We start from the raw sequence: 21,784 nt of genomic DNA, 5'->3' as shown, positions 1-21,784 counted from the left end.
TGCGGCCACAAAAATGATGGATCTTTTATTTATTGCCGACCCACTAGAGTCTTTCAAGATCAAAAAAGATTCTACTTTGGCAATGATGCGTGTTGCTCAAGAAGCTGGGCATCGACTATGGTTTTGTCAAAGTCGTAATATTTTATGGAAAGACAATACAGTGGTTGCTGATTGTCAAAGTTTGCTCATTAAGCCTTCTTCAACATCTTGGTATGAATTAGGTTCTGCTAAAACTCGATCGTTAAAAACATTTTCAGCGGTATTGATGAGAACGGATCCTCCATTTGATATTGAGTACCTCAATGCAACCTGGCTGCTCTCCGCTGCAGTAAGACAAGGTGCGAAAGTTTTTAATAATCCTAGCGCTGTTCGCGATCACTCTGAAAAACTATCTATTGCCGAGTTCCCCGACTTCATTCCGCCAACATTAGTCACTCGAGAGTTGAGTGCGATTGAAGAGTTTCATCGACAACAGCGCGATATTGTTATTAAGCCTCTTGATGGTATGGGTGGTATGGGTGTGTTTAGAGTTAGCGCAGATGGCCTGAATTTAGCGAGTATTGTTGAAACTCTTGGGGAGAACGGCGCTAGAACATTAATGGTTCAGCGTTTTCTGCCGGAGATTACGCAAGGTGATAAGCGTGTGCTACTGATTGGCGGAGAAATTGTGCCATTTGCTTTGGCGCGCATTCCGCAAGGAACAGAAATTCGGGGTAATTTAGCTGCTGGAGGCAAAGGTCTTGCAATGCCATTGACTGAAGCTGAAAAGCGCGTTGCTGATAAGCTGGCACCAATACTGCATCAACGCGGTTTATTCTTAGTAGGGTTGGATTTGATCGGCGGCTATTTGACTGAAATTAATGTCACTAGCCCCACCTGTTTTGTTGAAATAACGGATCAAACCCAATTTGATGTGCCGCAATTTTGGTTAAAAGCGCTTGAAAGGGCAGTGTCATAACATGGCGGGAATCGTGATCGTTGCACATACTCCAGTAGCTAGCGCAATGCTGGGTTTTGTTGAGCATACGTTTGGCGCTTTGCCTGAACGCATCCGAGCGGTTGATATTCCGCCTCATGAAGATATCAAGGCTAGTTTTGATCGAGTCTTAAAGGCTGCCTATGGGGTTAACTCAGGTAATGGCGTATTAATTTTGACTGATGTTATGGGGGCGACACCCGCAAACGTCGCTTCTAAGTTGGAAGGCTTGGGCCCTTTATCTGGCCTGAATACTCCAGTGATTGTTTTAGCAGGCTTAAATTTGCCGATGTTGATGCGTTGTATTTCTCATCGCGCTGAAGACCTTGAAGAGTTAGCTAAAAAGGCTTTGGCTGGTGGTCAGAATGGTATTTTGCGTCTGGGCGCAAAAGTAAGTCAAACATAAAAGGAGAGAACTGGAATATGCCTGTTGCCGAAATTGAGATCATCAATAAATTGGGTTTGCACGCCAGGGCATCTGCCAAGCTATCGCAATTAGCTGCACAGTTTCCTTGCGAAATATTCTTGTCACGCAATGGTCGTCAAATTAATGCTAAGAGCATCATGGGTGTGATGATGTTGGCAGCAGGTATTGGCAGTACGGTGACGCTTGAAACCGTGGGAGAGAAGGCGGATGAAGCCATGGAGGCGCTCACAGCATTGATTAATGATCGCTTTGGCGAGGGCGAGTAGGCATGACATTTGCGTTGCATGGAATTGCGGTATCAAAAGGCATTGCCATTGGCAAAGCCGTACTGATCTCACGTGCAGCCTTAGAAGTAAGTCATTATTTAGTAGAGCCTGGTAAAGAAGAGGTTGAGGCTAAAAAATTATTAGATGCGTTTGATCAGGTGCGTTTAGAGCTCGATCAATTGCGCCAAGGTTTGCCTAAAGATGCGCCCCAAGAAATGGCGGCGTTTTTAGATGTGCATGGCATGATTTTGGCTGACCCCGCTCTTGCAGAAAAGCCGCTTAAATTAATTCGTGCGCAACGACTCAATGCTGCTTGGGCCTTGACTACCGAGCTGAATGATCTATTAGAGCAATTTGCTGAAATTGAAGACCCCTACTTAAAAGAGCGTGCAAATGATATTCGGCAAGTAGCAGAGCGCGTTATTAAGGCGCTCAATTCGCAAAAAGACAGCCTTGAAACTGAGTTCCTGCCATCAAGCGATGCTGATATTGAGTCAATTATTGTTGCTCATGACATTGCTCCGCATGACATGTTGCGTTTTAAAGATCATGCGTTTACTGGTTTTGTTACGGATCTTGGCGGAAAAACTTCGCACACCGCGATTGTGGCCCGAAGCATGGAGATTCCAGCAGTAGTTGGTGTGCGCCATGCCAGCGAAATGATTCGCCATGGTGACTGGCTTATTTTGGATGGCGAGCAAGGGGTAGTTGTAGTTTCTCCTGACGAACAATTGCTAACGGAGTATCGCAAGCTACAAAGTCAGGCTGCTAAGGAGGCTCGAAAACTCCAACAGTTAAAGCACGCAAAAACTGAAACTGAAGATCGTGTTGATATTGAGCTCTTCGCCAATATTGAATTGCCTGAAGATGCTGTGCAGGCGGTGAAGCTTGGTGCAGTGGGAGTTGGCTTATTCCGCTCTGAATTTTTATTCATGGATCGTAAGCAGGCTTTGCCAGACGAAGAGCAGCAATATCAAGAGTATCGTCGAGTAGTTGATTTAATGCATGGCTTGCCAGTCAATATTCGAACAATTGACGTTGGTGCCGATAAGGCGCTCGGTGTAGGTGGATCTGAAGTATCTCAAACTGGAACATCACCGTTAGGTTTGAGAGCGATTCGTTGGTCCCTAACCGAGCCTGAAATTTTCTTGACTCAGCTCAGGGCCATACTTCGCGCTTCTGCTCATGGCCAAGCACGCATCATGATTCCAATGTTGGCTCATGCAAAAGAAATCGACGAAACATTTCGTTTGATCGAAAAAGCAAAACAACAATTGCTGCAACGTGGACAATCGTTTAATCCCAATATACAAGTGGGAGCTATGATTGAGATTCCAGCCGCTGCATTAGTGCTGCCCTTATTTATTGATCGTTTTGATTTCTTATCAATTGGTACCAATGATTTAATTCAGTACACTCTGGCGATTGACCGTGCTGATCATGCGGTGGCACATTTATACGACCCATTGCATCCAGCGATTCTGAATTTAATTGCCGGCATTATTGATCAAGCAAAGCGTGCTGGCGTGCCAGTGGCAGTGTGTGGTGAGATGGCAGGAGATCCCAGCTTAACAAAGCTATTGCTCGCAATGGGCTTAACCGATTTTTCAATGCACTTCAGTCAACTTTTATTAGTGAAGCGAGAAATTCTGCAGGCTAATGTGGGTATATTAAAAGCGCGATTCCCACGCGTTCTCAAGGCTTATGAGCCTGAGGCCCAAGCAAAAGCTTTAGAGCGCTTGTTTTCTTAAATCCGCTTGCTTGCGCAAACAGGGCAGTCAGGATTGCGGGCAATTTTGATCTGATCTATCTGTGTTGTTCGCGCATTCCACAGCAACATTCGTCCAAGAAGCGACTCTCCAAAACCAATCATGACCTGAAGCGCTTGCGCAGCTTGAATAGCGCCGATGATGCCAACCAGTGGAGAAAAGATGCCCATGCTAGAGCAACTAACTTCTTCAAACTCTTCCTCGGGAGAGAAGATGCATGCATAACAAGGAGAACTTGGAACGCGGGGATCAAATACAGCTACTTGCCCATCGAAGCGTAAAGCAGAGCCAGAAACTAGAGGCGTTTGATGGTGAACGCATGCAGCATTGATTAACTGTCTAGTTTTAAAGTTATCAGTGCAATCTAAAACGACATTAACAGATGGCAATAGTTTTGCGAGCAAGTCATTTGTAATCTTCTCTTGAACAATATCAACTTGAATGCTTGAGTTCAGTCGACCTAAGAATTGTTTTCCTGAATGAACTTTGCTTTTGCCAACCATTGACTCGCAGTGCATGATTTGTCGCTGTAGATTGGTTAGCTCAACAACATCGTGGTCAACAAGAGTAATTTTGCCAACGCCCGCGGCGGCTAAGTATGGCGCGGCTGCGCTACCTAAACCGCCAGCTCCAACAATTACTACATGGGCTTGTAATAACTTTTCTTGGCCTTCAACATCGATATCCTCAAGCAGCAAATGCCTTGAATAGCGAAGTAACTGCTCATCATTCATACTAATTTGAAGTCACTCTAGTTTTGATGATGAGCGTTTTACAGGCTGTCCATTGATAAATGCGACCGCTTGGGTAAGCATGAAATCATCAGCGCTGCCCAATTCAACCGGTTTCTTGTTCTTGTCTTTCTCTTTTTCTTCAGGAGTTTTCTTCGCATTTTTCTCTTCAATGCGTTGTAGCTCTTGCAAGCGACGCTCTTCGCGATCCTTAATTAATTTATCTTCAGCAGATTGTTTATTGCGCAAATGCTTTTCGCTATCAATCTCGCGTGTAATTAATACATCATCAGGATCGCCATCCTTATTTTGATCAACAGGAATATCTGGTTTGATGCCAAATGCTTGAATAGACTTGCCACTAGGCGTGTAGTAGTAGGCAGTTGTAATTTTTAGAGCAGAGTCATTTGTTAGTGGTCGAACAGTCTGAACAGAGCCTTTGCCAAAGGTCGTTTTACCAATAATAGTTGCGCGCTTATAGTCTTGTAATGCGCCAGCAACAATTTCAGATGCGGACGCTGAATAGGCGTTTACTAAAACAACCATTGGTAATTTTTTGAAGATAGGCGGTACACCTGCTAATGGATCGCCTGGTTCGCTGAGGCGATACATTGCTGGAGTTGCATTAAAGATTTGCTTGGAATCCGGCGCCTGACCCTTAGTTGAAACAATGACCGAGTCCGCTGGCAAAAATGCTGCTGCCACGCCAACAGCGCCTTGTAATAAGCCGCCGCCGTTATTGCGGAGGTCTAAGATCACCCCTTTTAGTTTTGGATTTTGATTGGCAAGGTCGGTTAGTTTTTTAGCGAGATCTGGAACAGTACGCTCTTGGAAGCTGGTGATACGTACCCATGCAATATCGTTATCAACAATTTTGGCTTTGACGGATTGCACCTTAATCTCAGCACGGGTAATCGTCACTGGAAAGCTGCGTTCTTCGCTTTTGCGATAAACCGTTAAAGTAATTTTGGTGCCTGGCGTACCTCGCATAGTGCGCACTGCTTTATCGAGAGACATGCCGCGAACAGGTTTGTCATCTAGGCGAGTAATTAGATCGCCTGCTTGCAAGCCAGCACGAGCGGCAGGACTATCTTCGATTGGATTAAGTACTTTTACAACGCCATCCTCGGAGGTAATTTCAATTCCCAGCCCTGCAAATTTTCCAGAGGTTTGCTCTTGCATCTCAGAAAAATCTTTTTTATCTAAGAAAGTAGAGTGAGGATCAAGGCTGCTGACCATGCCCTTGACAGCATCTGTTAGCAGTTGCTTGTCTTCAATGGGCTCAACATACTCTCGCTTAATTTGAGCAAACACATTTGAGAGGGTGCGCAACTCATCTAAAGGAAGTTGCCCACTTTGTTGTGCTGTAGCTGAAAGCTGAATAGTGGCAGTAACACCCGCTATTAAGCCGATGGTTATTAGTGCAAAGTTCTTAAAAAATTGACGCATATTATTTAGGACTTAATCCAAGTAGAAGTGTTGTATTGGCTTGAGGTTATCGTCTAATTCGTAAACTAGGGGTACACCATTCGGTACATTGACTTCCATAATGGCCTCATCGGACATTTGGTCAAGGTATTTAATTAAGGAGCGAATACTGTTGCCATGGGCAACAAGTAATACACGTTTGTTAGCTTTAAGCGCGGGAGCGATCGACTCATTCCACAGTGGTAATACGCGCTCGACGTTATCTTTTAGGCACTCCCCTAAAGGAATGTCAGAGGGGTTGAGTTTGGAGTAGCGCGTATCATTTTTGGGATTGCGTTCATCGCCGGATTCTAAAAGTGGTGGACGCACATCGTACGAGCGTCGCCAAATATGAACTTGCTCGTCACCATATTTAGCGGCAGTTTCTGCCTTATTTAAGCCGGTGAGTGCGCCGTAATGTCGCTCATTTAATCTCCAGCTATGTACAACTGGTATCCACATCAGGTCCATGGTGTCTTGAACATGCCAAAGTGTACGAATAGCGCGTCTTAAAACGGAGGTATAGGCAATATCAAATTCGTAGCCTGCTTTTCGGAGATTTTCACCAGCTACCAGCGCTTGCTCGGTGCCTTTTTGGGTTAAGTCGACATCTGCCCACCCAGTGAAGCGGTTTTCAAGGTTCCAGGCGGATTCGCCATGACGAATAAGGACAAGTTGTTTCATAGAGCCATTCTATAATCTGATGATGAACTTTCTCATGCAAACTGATAATTTAGCGCTTATAGCCCTGTTGCTGTTCTCGGGCGCCGCGCTTTTCCTGCCTACATTATCTACGCTTATTAGCGGTAGCGGCTTATCACCTACTGAGGCCACCATTTGGATTAATCGACGCAAGGCGTATGTGCTCGATTTGCGTTCTGAAGATGCCTATAAAACTGGGCATTTGCCAGGTGCAAAATTAGCCAATATTTCTGGTTTGACCGCCTCTATTGAGGGTATGAAGCTGGATCGCAAGCACCCAGTAGTTTTGGTGTGCGATACCGGATCGCATTCGCGTAAAGCAGTCGCTGAAGTAAAAAATCTTGGGTTTTCTGAAGTGGGTATTTTGGAAGGTGGGGTGCAGGCATGGAAGGTTGCCGCACTTCCTTTGGTGAAGCAGGGTAAGTGATATGCCTCAAGTAACGATGTACAGCACACAAGTGTGCCCCTACTGCGTAATGGCAGAAAAGTTATTGGTAAAAAAGGGTGTGACTAATTTAGAAAAGATCTTGATTGATCGAGATCCTGCGCAACGTGAAACGATGATGACGAGAACAGGCCGACGCACAGTTCCCCAAATCTATATTGGCGATACCCATGTTGGTGGATATGATGATTTGGTAGCCTTGGATCGCGCCGGTAAGCTTGATCCATTATTGATTTAATAGATATAACTTTAGAAAGTTTGTAATGACTGAACAATCTTCCGCAACAAGTGCTGCAAATTCTGAATCAAAAGATCCATCTTTTCGCATACAGCGTATTTATCTGAAAGATTTATCTCTTGAGCAGCCAAATGCCCCTGAGATTTTTTTGGTGGTGGCTGAGCCCCAAGTGCAAGTAGAGATTGATATTGCTGTGAAGCGAATTAATGATGAGTTATTTGAGGTTGCCTTGAGTTCAACCTTGACTGCGCGGGTCGAAGGAAAAGTATTGTTCTTGGTTGAGGCAAATCAAGCTGGAATTTTTGAGTTCCATAACATCCCCGCCGAACAGATTGATCCAATGCTAGGTATTACCTGCCCAACCATCTTGTATCCATACCTGCGTTCAAACATGGCGGATGTGATCAGTCGTGCTGGCTTCCAGCCAATCCACTTAAACGAGATTAACTTCCATGGCATGTATGAGCATAGGCTAATGCAGGCGCAACAGGCTGAAGCTAGCTCCAATAATGATGGTACTGATGAGAGCAAAATCATTCTCCCTAATTAAATTTGTAGGATTGAGTCACTAATCATGAAAGTGACACTGCTTGGCGCTGGTGCCTGGGGGACAGCAATGGCCTCCCAAGCTGCTCGCCAGCTGCGTGAAGAAGATGTTTGTTTATGGTCTCGTAACGCAGATCAATTAGAGGCGATTGCTCAAACTGGCCAAAATCAGGCTTATCTTCCAGGAATCTCTTTGCCAAAGAACCTTCATCTTGAAGGTGATTTTGATGCAGCAGTAAAAAGACTTGGGGTTGATGACCTTTTAGTGATTGCAACTCCGATGTCAGGTTTATCAGAAACTATTGCTCGAGTTCTTAAGGTGGCTAATCAGCCGCTCAATATTGTTTGGCTTTGCAAAGGCTTGGAACCTGAGACAGCTCTGTTGCCTCATCAAGTGGTTGACCGTGAGGATCGACTACATAGTCGCGGAATTCAGCATGCATATGGCGCTCTATCTGGACCCAGTTTTGCGCATGAAGTTGGCTCTGGAATGCCTTGTGCATTAACGGTTGCTAGCTCATCCGAGCGTCTTTGCAAAATTGTGCAAGCAGCATTTCATCATGGCAATATGCGCGTTTATTCGAGTGATGATTTGATTGGCGTAGAGTTGGGTGGCGCCGTTAAGAATGTATTGGCAATTGCTGCCGGCATTGGTGATGGCCTAGATCTGGGCTTGAATGCGCGCGCAGCTGTATTGACACGTGGATTGGCTGAGATGATGCGCTTAGTAAAGGCTGCGGGCGGCAAATCTGAGACCTGTATGGGATTAACTGGTGTTGGTGATTTAATTTTGACTGCCACAGGCAATCTCTCTCGCAATCGTCGTGTTGGTCTTGAGCTCGCATCAGGCAAGCCTTTGAGTGAAATTTTGGCAAACTTGGGGCATGTTGCTGAGGGTGTTTTATGTGCCGCAGCTGTTGGCGATCTAGCAAAGCGATTAAATGTAGAGATGCCAATTACTGCGATGATGGGCGATGTTTTGGCAGGCAAACTTCAGGCCCAAGACGCCGTCAAAAAGTTGATGGGACGTGATCCCAAAATTGAATCTTAATTTGATCTTACTTACTTGCCGCCTGTAAACCCATTTTGGCGCCAAGCTTCATATACAACAATCGCAACAGTGTTCGATAAATTTAGGCTTCGACTATTGTCTTTCATTGCTAAGCGCAATTGATTTTCTAGTGGAATGGAATTGCGAACTTCATCAGTAATTCCTTTTGTTTCAGAGCCAAATACAAAATAATCATTTGCTTGAAATTTACTTTCATGAAATTTGCCACTACCTTTGGTAGTCAAGGCAAATAGATGTTGGGGGTTGGGGGATTCATTTTTGAGAAACTGCGACCAGTTTTGATGAACCGCAATGCTTGCAAATTCGTGATAGTCCAATCCAGCACGTCGTAACTTCGCATCTTCCATTGGAAAGCCCAGGGGCTCTATTAGATGCAGCTTTGCCCCGGTATTGGCACACAGGCGAATGATATTGCCTGTATTGGGTGGAATTTCTGGTTCAAATAAAACAATATTAAACATATGAAATGATTTGCTTTGTACGACTAGGGCATCAGTTTAGTGGTTCTCAATAACACCCAATTACCAACCCAAGTAACACCAATCATTTTGAGGGTGCGCGCTATCTCATTTAAGGTTGCCCCCGTAGTCATCACGTCATCAAAGACAACAACGGATTTACCTTTAAGGAGCGGAACGTCTTTTGCATCAATATAAAACATTCCATGGATATCTTGTTGTCGTGCAGAGAAATTTTTACCAGCTTGTTGTTCTATGTCATGAAATCGCTTGAGGGTGAAAGCTAGTTTCTGAATGTGCTTGCCGCACTGAATTCTTCTTGCTAGCTCCCAGCTTTGGTTAAATCCACGGGTAAGTAATTTTTTCTGACTCAACGGGACTGGTACTAAATAATCAATTGATTGGTCATCTATCGTGCTGGCTAATAGGGTGTTCCAAACGTCACTTAGGCCATGGGCAAATGAATGACGTTTTTGATACTTGAGTTGATGAAGTGCCTCTTGAAGAGTGCCATCATAACGGTCAAGACATACTGTTTGATCAAACGCAGGTGTTTGTCTATCGCAGCTATTGCATCTGCCCGAACTTAATTCTGCTGACTGCAGTGGTGTTGCGCATTGGTAGCAACACTCATAATTCAAAAGACTGTCGTGGTAAAGCCTTTGTAGACAAGAATTGCATACGTTGGCGGCTTGGAATTGTTTGCAGATGATGCATGCGGTTGGCAAAAGCTGTCCGCTAATTGATTGAATCAGATTCTGTAGAAGTTGCATGGGGCGCTGAGTATACTGAGTCAATGACCCAGCCCATCAAATGGTTACAAGATGAAATTGCAGAGCGAATGCTGCAAAAACTGGATATTGTGAAATTAGATGTTCGGGATATTTTGTTGATTCCAGACTTTCCAGGAAATCATCACGCATCATTAGCAAAGCGTTTTCCCAGAGCGCGTATTCATAGTGTTATTGAGGATGGATCTTCAAGGTTTCAATTGTGGATTTCGAAAACTGCTGTAAATTGGCGATCACTATTTAGCGGAGGAGCAGTAGGCTCACTTTCCCATTTACGCGATAACAATAAATTTAGTATTTCTGACCATTCTGTTGATTTGATATTTAGCAATTTATTGCTGCAGGACCTGGTTGACCCCAAGTTATTTTTGCGAGAATGTTGGCGCGTTTTGCGTGAAGGTGGGCTTGTAGTATTTAGCTACCTGGGACCTGATACTGGAAAAGAATTGCGGGCCCTGTCGAGTAGTTCATTGCAGCTCAAAAATTTAATCAGTCCTTGGGATATGCATGACCTTGGGGATGCCCTAGTGGTCGAGCGGTTTGCGGACCCCGTAATGGATATGGAATATTTGACGCTCGATTACCAAAAGTCCGAGCTTTTATTGAGTGACATTGAAGCCTTGGGCCTAGCCAATGTAAACCACCATTTGGATGTTGAAATCGACGATTTGCCACATAAATTGACCCTAGAGATTGTTTATGGACATGCCTGGGCTATCGGAAAACACCTTGCTAAATCTCATGACAGCGTAGCCTTTATTGATGTAAATCAAATTGGACGCAAGACTAGGACAGATTCTCATTAAGTGTAAGTGCTTACTATCATTTTAAGCTACACCAAGATTGGGTGGAGGTGGGTTATCCCTGTTTGTTGTTGAGCTCAATTAACCCTATAATCACCGCTGGATGTATTGGCTTGAGACCGCATTTTGGGCATTTTGTGGCGTTTTTTGCTGCAATGCTCGCGACAATAAACAGAGAATAAGATGAATTTATTTGGAAAAGTCACTAGGGCATCGCTCTACTTAGTAGCAGCTTTTGGCACTGCACTTGCTTACGCAACTGAAAACATGCCGGGCGGTCCAGCTGTAAACCAGCTGAATTTCCCTGCCCCAGCTACAAAAATCATGCAAGAAATCCACTGGTTGCATTGGATGATGCTCGTCATTTGCGCGTTGATTTTTGTGGGCGTTTTTGGCGTGATGTTCTATTCAATTTTGAAACATCGCAAATCACTCGGACACAAATCAGCGTCGTTCCACGAGAGCACATTAGTGGAAATTATTTGGACAGTGATTCCTCTATTGATTGTGATTGGTATGGCATTGCCAGCAACGAAAACAGTTGTGGCAATGAAAGACACTACTAATTCCGATATCACCATTAAGACAACTGGTTATCAGTGGAAATGGGGTTACGACTACATTAAGGGTGAGGGCGAAGGAATTAGCTTCTTGTCTACTCTTTCCACTTCACGTGAAGCAATTAACAATCTCGCACCAAAATCGAATACTTACTTAATGGAAGTGGACAACGAAATGGTTGTCCCAGTTGGTAAAAAAATTCGTTTGATCACTACAGCAAACGATGTTATCCATGCGTGGACGATTCCAGCATTCGGTGTAAAGCAAGATGCAATTCCAGGCTTTGTGCGTGATACATGGTTCAAGGCTGAAAACATTGGCACATACCGTGGTCAGTGTTCTGAGTTGTGTGGTGCAGAGCATGCGTTCATGCCAATCGTTGTTAAGGTAGTTTCACAAGATGACTACACCGCTTGGGTAGCTCAGAAGAAGAAAGAAATGGGCACTGCCGGAGATGATCCTTCTAAGGTTTACACCATGGAAGAGCAGAAGGAGCGTGGTGCAAAGGTGTACGCGGCTAATTGTGCTGCTTGCCACCAACCGAACGGTAAGGGTGCTGGCACTTTCCCAGCGCTTGATGGCAGCAAGGTGGTGAACGGTCCTAAGGCAGGTCAGTTCAACATCTTGATTAATGGTAAAGGTGCAATGCCGAAATGGGCTGGTGTGATTTCTGATGGCGATATCGCTGCAGTGATGACCTATACCCGTAACTCATGGGGTAATAAGACGGGTGAAGTGATTCAGACCCAAGAAATTATTACCGCACGTGGCGGCAACTAATTCAGATTAACTAATACAGATAACCCAACTCGGAGAAATCCATGAGCACAGTCTCTACTACCCACGATCACGCACATAGCCACGATCACGCGCATGATGATCACACGCCACATGGTTGGCGCCGTTGGTTGTTTGCAACCAACCACAAAGACATCGGTACGATGTATTTGATCTTCTCATTTATAAGCTTATTGGCTGGCGGTGTAATGGCCTTGGGTATCCGCTTGGAGTTATTCCAGCCTGGCTTGCAGTATCTCCGTCCAGAGTTCTTCAATCAGCTAACCACTATGCATGGTCTCGTGATGGTGTTTGGTGCGATCATGCCAGCGTTCGTTGGTTTTGCGAACTGGATGGTGCCTTTGCAGATTGGTGCATCCGATATGGCTTTTGCTCGCATGAATAACTTTAGCTTCTGGATTCTTCCAGTTGCAGCGACTTTATTGTTGAGCTCATTCCTTGCTCCTGGCGGCGCACCTTCAGGTGGCTGGACAATTTACGCGCCTTTGACATCACAGATGGGCCCAGGTTTGGATATGGGTATTTTTGCGCTTCACTTATTGGGTGCTTCATCCATTATGGGTTCGATCAACATCATCGTAACCATTTTGAATATGCGCGCTCCTGGCATGACATTGATGAAGATGCCGATGTTCTGCTGGACTTGGTTGATTACTGCTTACTTGTTGATTGCTGTAATGCCTGTATTGGCTGGCGCAATCACCATGGTGTTGACTGACCGTCACTTCGGTACATCATTCTTCTCCGCTGTAGGCGGTGGCGACCCAATTATGTTCCAGCATATTTTCTGGTTCTTTGGTCACCCAGAGGTTTACATCATGATTCTGCCAGCGTTTGGCATTATCAGTGAAATCGTGCCAGCTTTCTCCAGAAAGACGCTGTTTGGTTACAGCTCCATGGTGTATGCAACAGCATCGATTGCGATCTTGTCATTCATCGTTTGGGCTCACCACATGTTTGCAACTGGTATGCCAGTAACTGGTCAACTGTTCTTCATGTACGCAACGATGTTGATTGCTGTTCCAACAGGCGTGAAGATTTTTAACTGGGTTGCAACAATGTGGAAAGGTTCAATGACCTTTGAAACCCCAATGTTGTGGTCCGTTGGTTTTATCTTTGTGTTCACAATGGGTGGCTTCACAGGCTTGGTATGCGCGATGGCTCCAATCGATATCGGCATTCAAGATACCTATTATGTTGTTGCCCACTTTCACTATGTATTGGTGGCTGGTTCATTGTTTGCAATGTTTGCTGGTTTTTACTACTGGTGTCCTAAGTGGACAGGTCGCATGGCTAACGAAACGCGCGGCAAGATCCACTTCTGGGCTTCGATGATTTTCTTTAACATCACCTTCTTCCCAATGCATTTCTTGGGTCTTGCAGGTATGCCACGTCGTTATGCAGACTATCCAACACAGTTTGCTGACTTCAACATGATTGCCTCAATCGGTGCATTGGGCTTCGGCTTAGCCCAGGTGTATTTCTTGTTGTTTGTGGTGCTGCCAGCTTACCGTGGCCAAGGTGAAAAAGCTTCTGCTAAACCATGGGATGGTGCAAAAGGTCTAGAGTGGACAGTGCCTTCACCAGCTCCACATCACACTTTCGAAACTCCTCCAAGTGCGGAGCAGTTGCGTGAAGCAGGAATTTAAATCTACTTCTGATCAAGCCCTGGCTGCGAATAATCGCCGTCTAGGGCTGATTCTTTTGAGCATTGCCGTTGTATTTTTTATTGGCATTGTGATGAAGTGGAGCCTTTTGGGTTAAGCCCTTTTCATATGACAATTACTCAGTCTGCTAACCGTCAAATCTTACTGAAGCTATTAATAGCTTCAGTAATGATGTTCGGCTTTGGCTATGCATTGGTGCCAATGTATAAGGCATTATGCGAAGTCACTGGAATTAACGTGGTGACGAGTAAGAATGATTATGGTGTTAGAGCCTTTAGTCCAAACAAGGTTGGCAATACACAAGTTAACTATAGCCGTACAGTAACTATTGAGTTTGATTCCAATAGTCGTGGACCATTTACCTTTAAGCCCGTTAAGAATTTTTTGGAAGTGCATCCTGGTGAAATGACTGAGATTGTTTATGAAGTAACGAATAATCAAAATCGTCCCGTGCGTGCTCAAGCAATACCAAGTTATGCACCTAAAAGTGCCACAGAGTTTTTTACTAAATTAGAGTGTTTTTGTTTCCAAGAGCAAACACTGGCTGCAAACGAAACAAAAAAGATGCCTGTGGTCTTTGTGATCGATGCAGGCTTACCAAGTGATGTGAAAACAATTACTTTGTCATATACCTTCTTTGAGTTGGGCTTGGGTGGCACACCGCCAGCCCCTAAATCAAGGGTGGTTTCATGAAAAAGAAAAGTACGTTTATGCAGTCCATGAAAGCTGTGATGTGGGGCTTTTTGGGTGTGCGTAAGAAATCTGGTTTGCAGGAAGATGTAGCTACATTAAGTTTTGTGCACATTATCATTGCAGGTGTTGTTGGCGCCTTAATTTTTATGGCCATTCTGCTCTTGATAGTGAAAGCAGTTGTATCCCATTGATTATTTTTTGATTGAATAGAGAGAATACGATGTCATCCAATTCAACCCCTTACTATTTCGTCCCAGGATTGTCTCGTCATCCTGCTATGGCGGCAGCTGGCTTAATTGCCTTCGGCTATGGCATGACTGGTTGGGTTAACCATACTGCTTGGGGCGGCGCGCTAACTTTGGTTGGTGTGGCTTGGGTTTTATATGTTCTATACCACTGGTTTGGGGATACGATTGCCGAGTCAAATTCTGGCAAGAACGGCGTGAATGTAGATATTTCTTATCGCTGGTCGATGGCTTGGTTCATCTTCTCTGAGATCATGTTCTTTGGCGCCTTCTTCGCAGCTCTTTTCTATGCTCGCAATATTGCGATGCCATGGATGGGTGATGTCGAGAGCAAATTACTATGGCCTGATTTCCAAGCTGTTTGGCCTAATGATGGTCCTGCTGGGTTGGTTGAGAAATTCACTACGATGGGCCCATGGCCAATCCCAACCATCAACACTTTGTTGCTCTTGAGCTCTGGTGTAACCATTACGATTGCTCACCATGCTTTAGTAGAAAACCACATGAAGAAAGCAGTGAACTTCTTGGCGGCGACAGTTGTTTTGGGCGCGATTTTCTTGGGCTTCCAAGCTTACGAGTACTACCATGCATATCATGAACTCAATTTGAAATTGACTTCAGGTGTTTATGGTTCAACATTCTTTATGTTGACTGGTTTTCATGGTTTCCACGTTTTCCTTGGCGGCACTATGTTGGCAATTGTCTTGCGTCGCATGATGCGTGGTGACTTTACCGCTAAGCACCACTTTGCATTTGAGGGTGCTGCTTGGTACTGGCACTTTGTTGACGTTGTCTGGCTTGGTTTATACATCGCTGTTTATTGGATGTAAAAGAAATAAAAATCGGGGCTCTTAAGCCCCGATTCAGTTTTAGTGCGGTTGTTTATTGGTGGTTTAGTTGCTTCCTACTTTGATGCCGGTGGCTTGTATAAAACCAAAGTAATGCGCAAGCAAAATTCCTAAAAATAGGATAATGGATAAGCCAATACGTAGCATGAGTGAGTGAACCATTCGAGAGCTATTGCCACGATCTTTCATCATGAAATACAAGGCGGAGCCTAGACTGATCACAATCATGAGTAGCGCAATGGGAATAATCCACTTCATTTCAAATCCTTATCTTGAACCGTAAAAATAGTCTCTTCGATGCCTTGGTAGTAAAGCGTGTAGTTGCTACTGTATCAGCCTTATTGGTGATTGCGATTGCTTGTGGGGCGGGAATTTGGCAAGTTAGCAGGGCGCACGGCAAGATTGCCTTGGCGGCTAATTTACTGGAGCGCCAACAGATGCCGATATTAAATGCGAATACCAATTCGTGGGCTCTAGAGGAGGCTAGTGAGCGTCGCATGATTGCTCGGGGCAGTTACATTCCTGAGGCAGCTATTTGGCTAGATAATCGCCCGCAACCAGTTCCCTCGGGTGGTGCCGGCGCTGCTGCAAAAGCAGGCTTCTATTTAATGATGCCATTTCGTCTAGAAGGTCGAAATGAGGTGCTTTGGGTAAATCGGGGCTGGGCTCCGCGCAATCGCGAGAACCGAGAAATACTGCCTAGCACTGATACGCCCACTGGAATAGTAAATATTGAGGGCATCGTTTTTGCACATCCTGGAAAGGTTTACGCATTAGGCTCCGAAGACTCGAATGTAGATATTCATAAGCCACGCATTGCGCAAAATTTTGATTTGGAGCGAGAAGGTCAACTTCATGGCTGGTCACAAGCCCCGTTTATTTTGCGTTTAGAAGAGACGGGGGTTGCTGACGGCTTAGTTCGAGAATGGGCTCCGCTGACAACGGGCGTCGATCGCCATTATGCTTATGCCTTTCAGTGGTTTGCATTGGCATTTGCTGGATTTATATTTTGGTTGATTGGTGGTTTGCGTCAATATTGGCGAAAAAGTGTGGCAAATGGGGATTGAGAGTGAGTGATAAAGAGTTATTGATACCAGCATCCCAGATGGATTCTTCCGCAATCAATGCGCAAACCCGTCGAGGTCGTATGCAAATGTTGCTACTGTTACTTGCGTGTGCGGCGCCTGTGATCGCCTCGTATTTTGCATACTATGTGATTAAGCCTGAGGGTGGAAAAACAAACTTTGGTACTTTGGTGTACCCAGCTCAGGCGGCAAACTCAGAATGGTTTGATGTTCCTTTGCAAGGCAAGTGGACTCTATTAATCGCTAGACCAGCAGGTGAGTGCCGCATTCAAGATAAAAAATGCATCGAAGCACTTTTTCTGATGCGCCAAGCAAAAGTGGCGGTTGGTAGAGAGAGTGGGCGTGTTCAGCTGATATGGGTCAACACGGACGGTAAGTCAGTGGATCCAGCAGTCAAGCAGGCTTATGATGAAAAAGTTGCCGGCTTTAAAGTGGTTGGCTTACCAGTCGATCCCAAAGTACGTGCCCAATTTATGAGCTGGCTCAATCAAGAGGGTGCCGGAGATCAAATCCAGTTGGTTGATCCAAGCCCAGCCAAAATGATGCTGATCCCAGTTACCAATTCTCCAAAAGAATTTACGGCGATTAAAAAAGATTTAGAGAAGCTATTACGCCTAAATCACAAAGGTGAGAATTTGTAATGCCTAGTTTGATCTTGCTTTTGGAATTAGCACTTATTGCGATTGTGTTTGCAGGATTGCCGCTAGCCTATCTTTGGACAAGGCCTGGCTACAGTTTTTTTCAAAAGCTCAATTGGCTCTTAGTTTTTATGACTTTTGACTTAATTGTTTTTGGTGCATTTACGCGTTTGACTGACTCTGGATTGGGTTGCCCTGACTGGCCAGGTTGCTACGGAAATTCCAACCCCCTGCACGCTCTTGGTGATATTAAGCAAGCCGAACAGCTGCTACCAGATGGTCCAGTAACGGTAATGAAGGCATGGATTGAAATGATTCATCGTTATTTGGCAATGACTGTCGGCGCACTGATTTTGCTTCAGGTAGGCACAGCATTTTCCAAGCTGAAATCCTTAGGTAAAGGTCCGCTATTAGGTAGCTTGGGTTTGTTGTTGTTGGTGTGTGTTCAGGGTGCATTTGGTGCTTGGACTGTTACTCTCAAACTGCAGCCCATCATTGTGACCTTTCATCTAATCTTGGCACTATTGTTATTGGCGGCTTTAACTAGCTTTGCGCAACAAGTTTGGGTAGGTAAGAATTCTGCTGTACAAGTTTTGCAAATAAAACCTGTTTCGGGTGTTTTATGGTTGTTTGCTTTCGTAACTCTCTTTTGCCAAATCTTTTTAGGTGCTTGGGTGAGTACAAATTACGCAGTGTTGGCTTGCCCAGAATTCCCGACCTGTCTTGGTTCAGCTTGGCCTGAAACAAATTGGCAAGAAGGTTTTACGCTATGGCGTCAGCTTGGCTTAAATGCGCAAGGCGAGTTTATTTCACCGGTGGCTTTGCAAACTATTCATTGGGCACATCGTCTATTTGCATGTCTGGTTCTACTGGTACTTTCTTTTTTATCCTGGCAAATATTACAGCGCTCAAGCCCAGCAACAGAGGGTCTGAAGCGTCTCGCTAAGCTCTTATTAAGCTTGCTTGGTTTGCAGATCATTACTGGAATCTCGAATGTAATTTTTCAATGGCCTTTAGTAGCCGCTTTATTACATACGGCTGGTTCTGCCGCTTTGGTATTCTGCATGGTCAGAATTGGTTATTGGACTTCTTGGAAGCGCCTATGAGCACAATACATACTAGTGAACAGCAGGCGATGCCACGTTGGCGCCAGTATTGGGTTTTAACTAAGCCCAGGGTGACCCAGCTTGCCGTTTTTTGTGCTGTGATTGGAATGTTCTTGGCTACACCAGGGATGGTGCCTTACACCGTTCTCTTTGGCGGCATTGTTGGCATTTGGTTATTGGCAGGCGCGGCATTTGCTATGAATTGCCTAATAGAACAAGCCGTAGATGCCAAAATGAAACGCACCTCATGGCGTCCTTCAGCTACTGGTGAAGTTACTCCGTTTCACATCGTTCTTTTTTCTATCGTTCTCGGCTCGCTCGGAATGATTGTCTTGTGGAACTTTTGCAATCCCTTAACGATGTGGTTAACGCTCGCAACCTTTGTTGGCTATGCAGTGATTTATACCTGGTTGCTAAAACCTGCAACGCCACAAAACATTGTGATTGGAGGGCTTTCAGGCGCTATGCCACCTGCATTGGGTTGGGCGGCAGTTACTAATAGCCTCTCTGCTGAAGCTTGGCTTTTGGTATTAATTATTTTTGTATGGACACCCCCACATTTTTGGGCGCTTGCTTTATATCGACGCGATGATTACGTGCAATCAGGTTTACCAATGCTTCCAGTGACTCACGGCGAGCGTTTCACCTTATTGAATATTTTGCTCTACACCTTGATTTTGATTGCGGCAACTCTACTACCCTACATCTATGGAATGAGTGGCATGGTGTATTTGGTCTCTGCTGTGTTATTAGGCTTGATATTTTTGGGCTATGTGATCGCGCTATTTATTTCGTATAGTGATGCGCTAGCTAAAAAAACATTTCGTTTTTCGATTACCTATCTATCTTTACTCTTTGCAGCATTGTTAGTAGATCACTATTTCCTTTGAGATTATCAGTATGAATATTTTTGTATTACGTGGTTTCATCATTGCTTTCATGACAATGATCTTGATGGCATGCAGTCCAAAACCAGAATTTAAAAATGTAGATATCACTGGTAGTACCGCTTTTGGGAAAGACTTTAGTTTGCTCGATCCCGACGGAAAGGTCAGAACCCTGGCTGATTTCAAGGGCAAGGCAGTTGTCATGTTTTTTGGCTACACTCAATGCCCTGATGTCTGCCCGACAACCTTAACCGAGATGCAGCAAGTCATGACTTTGTTAGGTCCAAAGTCCGATAAAGTGCAGGTCTTATTTGTCACGGTTGACCCTGATCGAGATACGGCCGCGATCCTAAAGCAGTATGTGCCTTCTTTTGATTCTCGCTTTTTAGGTTTGCGCCCAGCTGATGAGGTGGCCTTAGAAAAGGTGACCAAGGACTTTAAGATCTACTACAAGAAAGTACCCGGTAACAGTCCCGGCTCATACACGATGGATCACTCGGCAGGCAGTTATGCCTTTGATCCAGAAGGCCGCTTACGTCTTTATATCAAGCATGCGCAAGGTCCAGAGACCTTGGCGCATGACTTGAAAGAGTTGTTGAAGTAGGGTAACAAGAGGCTGCTATTAAGCAGCTTCGGCTTGTAGCAAGGTACGCATTTTTTTAAGCGCAGCAGTCTCAATTTGACGAACGCGCTCTGCAGAAATTCCATATTCTTCTGCAAGATCATGCAAAGTTTTTGTACCATTACCATCCGCATCCATTGCTAGCCAGCGAGATTGAACAATATTGCGACTACGTTCATCCAAAGCCATTAACGCTTGATCTAGTTTTGGCCCCTGCAATGCTTCTGCTTGGGCATTGGCGATACGCTCAGTTGGCTCTTGGCTGTTATCAGCCAGCCATTGAATTGGGGCATATGCTGCCTCATCATCACTATCATCGCCTTCGAGTGCAACATCACCACCAGCAAGACGCATTTCCATTTCTTTGACGTCTGAACCTTTAACGTCCAATGCTTTTGCAAGTGCATCCACTTCTGCCGTTGTCAGTGAATTCAGTGTTGGCTTATTGCTGCGCAAATTGAAGAACAACTTGCGCTGTGCTTTAGTAGTTGCTGTTTTTACCAAGCGCCAATTCTTGAGAATGTACTCATGAATTTCAGCTTTGATCCAGTGAATTGCATAAGACACTAAGCGAGCGCCATTGCTGGGATCGTAACGCTTAACCGCTTTCATGAGGCCAACGTTGCCCTCTTGAATGAGGTCAGCGTGTGGGATGCCATAGCCAAGGTATTGGCGAGCAACAGAAACCACCAAGCGTAAATGTGAAAGCACTAAGGTCTTTGCAGCCTCTACATTTTCAGTGCGACGAAACTCTTGCGCAAGTTGTAACTCTTCCGCAGCGCTGAGCATGGGTACGCGATTCACGTACGCAATGTAAGAATCGAGTGTGCCAACCCCAAGGGATGGCAGCATTGGAAATGCGGACGCCGCTGCAGCCTGCGCTACAGGCAGCCTTTGCAAATTCGGTTTGTCAGATTTCTTTTGAACCATTTTCTTTTTATAAATATGAGGTGTTAATAGGGTTCCATTTTAGCACTCTTGTCAAGAGAGTGCTAATGGTTTTTGGTGCCCTTAAGTTATTGAATTAATTGAATAATTCTGAGGAATATTGCCCTGCTGAGAATGGGGCTAAATCATCAATTCCCTCCCCTTTGCCAAGGGCCAAAATGGCTGGTTTGGGACCCTCCTTTAGGGTGTGGGCAAGAGCGCATATAACTCCCCCTTTGGCTGTGCCATCGAGCTTTGTCACAATGATTGCAGTAAGACCCAAAGCTGCATGAAAGGCTTTTACTTGGCTTAGGCCATTTTGCCCGGTGTTGCCATCTAAGACTAATAGGGTGTGATGGGGCGCCCCTGGAAGGGCTTTGCCGATAACCCTTTTTACTTTTTTGAGTTCTTCCATGAGGTGATCCTGGGTGGCAAGACGACCTGCAGTATCAATAATCAGAATGTCAGCTTTGCGAGAGATTGCAGAGTGAATTGCATCGTGAGCGACTGCAGCGGCGTCTCCACCCTCTTGAGTAATAACATCAACTTGATTGCGCCCACCCCATTCTTGCAATTGATTGCGTGCCGCCGCTCTAAAGGTGTCGCCTGCAGCCAGTAAAACTGACTTACCTTGAGATTGAAAGAGTCTGCAGAGTTTGCCGATGGTGGTGGTTTTGCCTGCGCCATTTACGCCGACAACCAACCATACTTCAGGGGTATGACTTGAGGTATTAATCAGCAGGGGGTTTGGGTTAGGTTCTAAGCTTCGTAATAAGTTGGCGACCTCTTGAATCAGCAGAGCCTGGAGCTCTTCCGCGCTTGAAGCATTTTCTGATGCAGCTGCTTTACGTAGCTTAACCATCAATTGTTCAGTCGTGGGCAAACCCACATCACTTTGAATCAGTGATTCTTCTAAATGATCAAACCAAGCATCATCTGCTTTGCTTGATTTAAATAGAGATCCTAGGGTTTTACGTAATCCAAACATAATCGATACAATTTAATCCTTGCATCTT

General features: G+C 45.0%; 28 protein-coding genes. 20 read left to right on the top strand and 8 right to left on the bottom strand.

Going from position 1 to position 21,784, the window contains the following annotated elements; all coding sequences use genetic code 11:
• Window positions 1-16: 16 nt before the first annotated feature.
• Genes gshB through ptsP form a run of 4 tightly spaced genes read left to right on the top strand, consistent with a single transcriptional unit; the run spans window position 17 to window position 3,420 of the window.
• Window positions 17-958 (top strand): glutathione synthase, encoded by a 942-nt coding sequence (gshB, locus tag NHB34_RS09405; RefSeq protein WP_353428590.1) that lies wholly within the window; start codon window positions 17-19, stop codon window positions 956-958.
• A gap of 1 nt (window position 959) precedes the next feature.
• Window positions 960-1,382 (top strand): PTS fructose transporter subunit IIA, encoded by a 423-nt coding sequence (locus NHB34_RS09400; RefSeq protein WP_353427376.1) that lies wholly within the window; start codon window positions 960-962, stop codon window positions 1,380-1,382.
• 17 nt (window positions 1,383-1,399) lie between these two features.
• Window positions 1,400-1,669 (top strand): HPr family phosphocarrier protein, encoded by a 270-nt coding sequence (locus tag NHB34_RS09395; protein WP_353427375.1) that lies wholly within the window; start codon window positions 1,400-1,402, stop codon window positions 1,667-1,669.
• 2 nt (window positions 1,670-1,671) lie between these two features.
• Window positions 1,672-3,420, top strand: a complete 1,749-nt coding sequence (gene ptsP, locus NHB34_RS09390; RefSeq protein WP_353427374.1) for a phosphoenolpyruvate--protein phosphotransferase — start codon at window positions 1,672-1,674, stop codon at window positions 3,418-3,420.
• Here ptsP and NHB34_RS09385 read toward each other — a convergent pair.
• From NHB34_RS09385 to gpmA, 3 genes are read right to left on the bottom strand one after another with little or no spacing between them, the layout of a single operon-like run.
• Entirely contained in the window at window positions 3,417-4,172 is a 756-nt protein-coding gene (locus NHB34_RS09385; protein ID WP_353427373.1) for a HesA/MoeB/ThiF family protein, read from the bottom strand. The genes ptsP and NHB34_RS09385 overlap by 4 nt on opposite strands.
• 12 nt (window positions 4,173-4,184) lie before the next feature.
• Window positions 4,185-5,618, bottom strand: a complete 1,434-nt coding sequence (locus NHB34_RS09380) for a S41 family peptidase (protein ID WP_353427372.1) — start codon at window positions 5,616-5,618, stop codon at window positions 4,185-4,187.
• Between the two features lie 12 nt (window positions 5,619-5,630).
• Window positions 5,631-6,320: a 2,3-diphosphoglycerate-dependent phosphoglycerate mutase gene (gene gpmA / locus NHB34_RS09375; protein ID WP_353427371.1), complete on the bottom strand. Its 690-nt coding sequence runs from the start codon at window positions 6,318-6,320 to the stop codon at window positions 5,631-5,633.
• 22 nt (window positions 6,321-6,342) lie between these two features.
• Here gpmA and NHB34_RS09370 point away from each other — a divergent pair, with 22 nt between their 5' ends.
• Genes NHB34_RS09370 through NHB34_RS09355 form a run of 4 tightly spaced genes read left to right on the top strand, consistent with a single transcriptional unit; the run spans window position 6,343 to window position 8,618 of the window.
• Window positions 6,343-6,765: a rhodanese-like domain-containing protein gene (locus NHB34_RS09370; protein WP_353427370.1), complete on the top strand. Its 423-nt coding sequence runs from the start codon at window positions 6,343-6,345 to the stop codon at window positions 6,763-6,765.
• A 1-nt stretch (window position 6,766) separates the two neighbouring features.
• A complete protein-coding gene (grxC, locus tag NHB34_RS09365; protein WP_353427369.1) occupies window positions 6,767-7,021 on the top strand; it encodes a glutaredoxin 3 in 255 nt (84 codons plus the stop codon).
• Between the two features lie 25 nt (window positions 7,022-7,046).
• Complete coding sequence (gene secB, locus NHB34_RS09360; RefSeq protein ID WP_353427368.1) at window positions 7,047-7,571, top strand: protein-export chaperone SecB; 525 nt, start codon at window positions 7,047-7,049, stop codon at window positions 7,569-7,571.
• A gap of 24 nt (window positions 7,572-7,595) precedes the next feature.
• Window positions 7,596-8,618 (top strand): NAD(P)H-dependent glycerol-3-phosphate dehydrogenase, encoded by a 1,023-nt coding sequence (locus tag NHB34_RS09355; protein ID WP_353427367.1) that lies wholly within the window; start codon window positions 7,596-7,598, stop codon window positions 8,616-8,618.
• A gap of 11 nt (window positions 8,619-8,629) precedes the next feature.
• On the opposite strand, the gene trmL is transcribed toward NHB34_RS09355, so the two are convergent.
• The gene (gene trmL, locus NHB34_RS09350) at window positions 8,630-9,100 is read right to left on the bottom strand and encodes a tRNA (uridine(34)/cytosine(34)/5-carboxymethylaminomethyluridine(34)-2'-O)-methyltransferase TrmL (RefSeq protein WP_353427366.1); all 471 of its coding nucleotides are present in this window, start codon (window positions 9,098-9,100) and stop codon (window positions 8,630-8,632) included.
• Between the two features lie 23 nt (window positions 9,101-9,123).
• Window positions 9,124-9,870, bottom strand: a complete 747-nt coding sequence (locus NHB34_RS09345) for a ComF family protein (RefSeq protein ID WP_353427365.1) — start codon at window positions 9,868-9,870, stop codon at window positions 9,124-9,126.
• Between the two features lie 23 nt (window positions 9,871-9,893).
• Between NHB34_RS09345 and NHB34_RS09340 the strand changes: the two genes are divergently transcribed.
• The 7 genes from NHB34_RS09340 (at window position 9,894) to NHB34_RS09310 (ending at window position 15,485) form a co-directional block, all read left to right on the top strand.
• Window positions 9,894-10,694, top strand: coding sequence for a methyltransferase domain-containing protein (locus tag NHB34_RS09340; RefSeq protein ID WP_353427364.1), 801 nt, complete (start codon window positions 9,894-9,896; stop codon window positions 10,692-10,694).
• 180 nt (window positions 10,695-10,874) lie between these two features.
• Entirely contained in the window at window positions 10,875-12,032 is a 1,158-nt protein-coding gene (gene coxB, locus NHB34_RS09335) for a cytochrome c oxidase subunit II (RefSeq protein ID WP_353427363.1), read from the top strand.
• Window positions 12,033-12,073: 41 nt separating this feature from the next.
• Window positions 12,074-13,699 (top strand): cytochrome c oxidase subunit I, encoded by a 1,626-nt coding sequence (gene ctaD / locus NHB34_RS09330; protein ID WP_353427362.1) that lies wholly within the window; start codon window positions 12,074-12,076, stop codon window positions 13,697-13,699.
• Window positions 13,683-13,814, top strand: a complete 132-nt coding sequence (locus NHB34_RS09325) for a cytochrome oxidase small assembly protein (protein ID WP_353427361.1) — start codon at window positions 13,683-13,685, stop codon at window positions 13,812-13,814. The genes ctaD and NHB34_RS09325 overlap by 17 nt, the downstream gene beginning before the upstream one ends.
• Window positions 13,815-13,825: 11 nt before the next feature.
• Complete coding sequence (locus tag NHB34_RS09320) at window positions 13,826-14,410, top strand: cytochrome c oxidase assembly protein (protein ID WP_353427360.1); 585 nt, start codon at window positions 13,826-13,828, stop codon at window positions 14,408-14,410.
• Window positions 14,407-14,601 carry a DUF2970 domain-containing protein gene (locus NHB34_RS09315; protein WP_353427359.1) on the top strand — a complete coding sequence of 65 codons (195 nt, stop codon included), beginning with the start codon at window positions 14,407-14,409 and terminating at the stop codon, window positions 14,599-14,601. The genes NHB34_RS09320 and NHB34_RS09315 overlap by 4 nt, the downstream gene beginning before the upstream one ends.
• 29 nt (window positions 14,602-14,630) lie before the next feature.
• Window positions 14,631-15,485 (top strand): cytochrome c oxidase subunit 3, encoded by an 855-nt coding sequence (locus tag NHB34_RS09310; protein ID WP_353427358.1) that lies wholly within the window; start codon window positions 14,631-14,633, stop codon window positions 15,483-15,485.
• 63 nt (window positions 15,486-15,548) lie between these two features.
• Here the strand turns inward: NHB34_RS09310 and NHB34_RS09305 are convergent, their stop codons facing one another.
• Window positions 15,549-15,761, bottom strand: coding sequence for a twin transmembrane helix small protein (locus NHB34_RS09305; RefSeq protein WP_353427357.1), 213 nt, complete (start codon window positions 15,759-15,761; stop codon window positions 15,549-15,551).
• Between the two features lie 14 nt (window positions 15,762-15,775).
• Between NHB34_RS09305 and NHB34_RS09300 the strand changes: the two genes are divergently transcribed.
• From NHB34_RS09300 to NHB34_RS09280, 5 genes are read left to right on the top strand one after another with little or no spacing between them, the layout of a single operon-like run.
• Window positions 15,776-16,570, top strand: a complete 795-nt coding sequence (locus NHB34_RS09300) for an SURF1 family protein (protein WP_353427356.1) — start codon at window positions 15,776-15,778, stop codon at window positions 16,568-16,570.
• Window positions 16,571-16,572: 2 nt separating this feature from the next.
• Window positions 16,573-17,229 (top strand): hypothetical protein, encoded by a 657-nt coding sequence (locus NHB34_RS09295; RefSeq protein WP_353427355.1) that lies wholly within the window; start codon window positions 16,573-16,575, stop codon window positions 17,227-17,229.
• The gene (locus NHB34_RS09290; RefSeq protein WP_353427354.1) at window positions 17,229-18,332 is read left to right on the top strand and encodes a COX15/CtaA family protein; all 1,104 of its coding nucleotides are present in this window, start codon (window positions 17,229-17,231) and stop codon (window positions 18,330-18,332) included. Before NHB34_RS09295 ends, NHB34_RS09290 begins: the two co-directional genes overlap by 1 nt.
• Window positions 18,329-19,222, top strand: a complete 894-nt coding sequence (gene cyoE, locus NHB34_RS09285) for a heme o synthase (RefSeq protein ID WP_353427353.1) — start codon at window positions 18,329-18,331, stop codon at window positions 19,220-19,222. The genes NHB34_RS09290 and cyoE overlap by 4 nt, the downstream gene beginning before the upstream one ends.
• Window positions 19,223-19,232: 10 nt before the next feature.
• Window positions 19,233-19,823 carry an SCO family protein gene (locus NHB34_RS09280; RefSeq protein WP_353427352.1) on the top strand — a complete coding sequence of 197 codons (591 nt, stop codon included), beginning with the start codon at window positions 19,233-19,235 and terminating at the stop codon, window positions 19,821-19,823.
• Between the two features lie 18 nt (window positions 19,824-19,841).
• On the opposite strand, the gene rpoH is transcribed toward NHB34_RS09280, so the two are convergent.
• Window positions 19,842-20,771, bottom strand: coding sequence for an RNA polymerase sigma factor RpoH (gene rpoH / locus NHB34_RS09275; protein ID WP_353427351.1), 930 nt, complete (start codon window positions 20,769-20,771; stop codon window positions 19,842-19,844).
• Window positions 20,772-20,865: 94 nt separating this feature from the next.
• Window positions 20,866-21,756, bottom strand: coding sequence for a signal recognition particle-docking protein FtsY (gene ftsY, locus NHB34_RS09270; protein WP_353427350.1), 891 nt, complete (start codon window positions 21,754-21,756; stop codon window positions 20,866-20,868).
• Window positions 21,757-21,784 lie beyond the last annotated feature (28 nt).

It is taken from the genome of Polynucleobacter sp. MWH-UH19D, assembly GCF_040409795.1.
Taxonomy (GTDB): Bacteria; Pseudomonadota; Gammaproteobacteria; order Burkholderiales; family Burkholderiaceae; genus Polynucleobacter.
The sequence above is the reverse complement of the archived record's forward strand: the minus strand, read 5'-3'. Positions and strand labels throughout refer to the sequence as shown.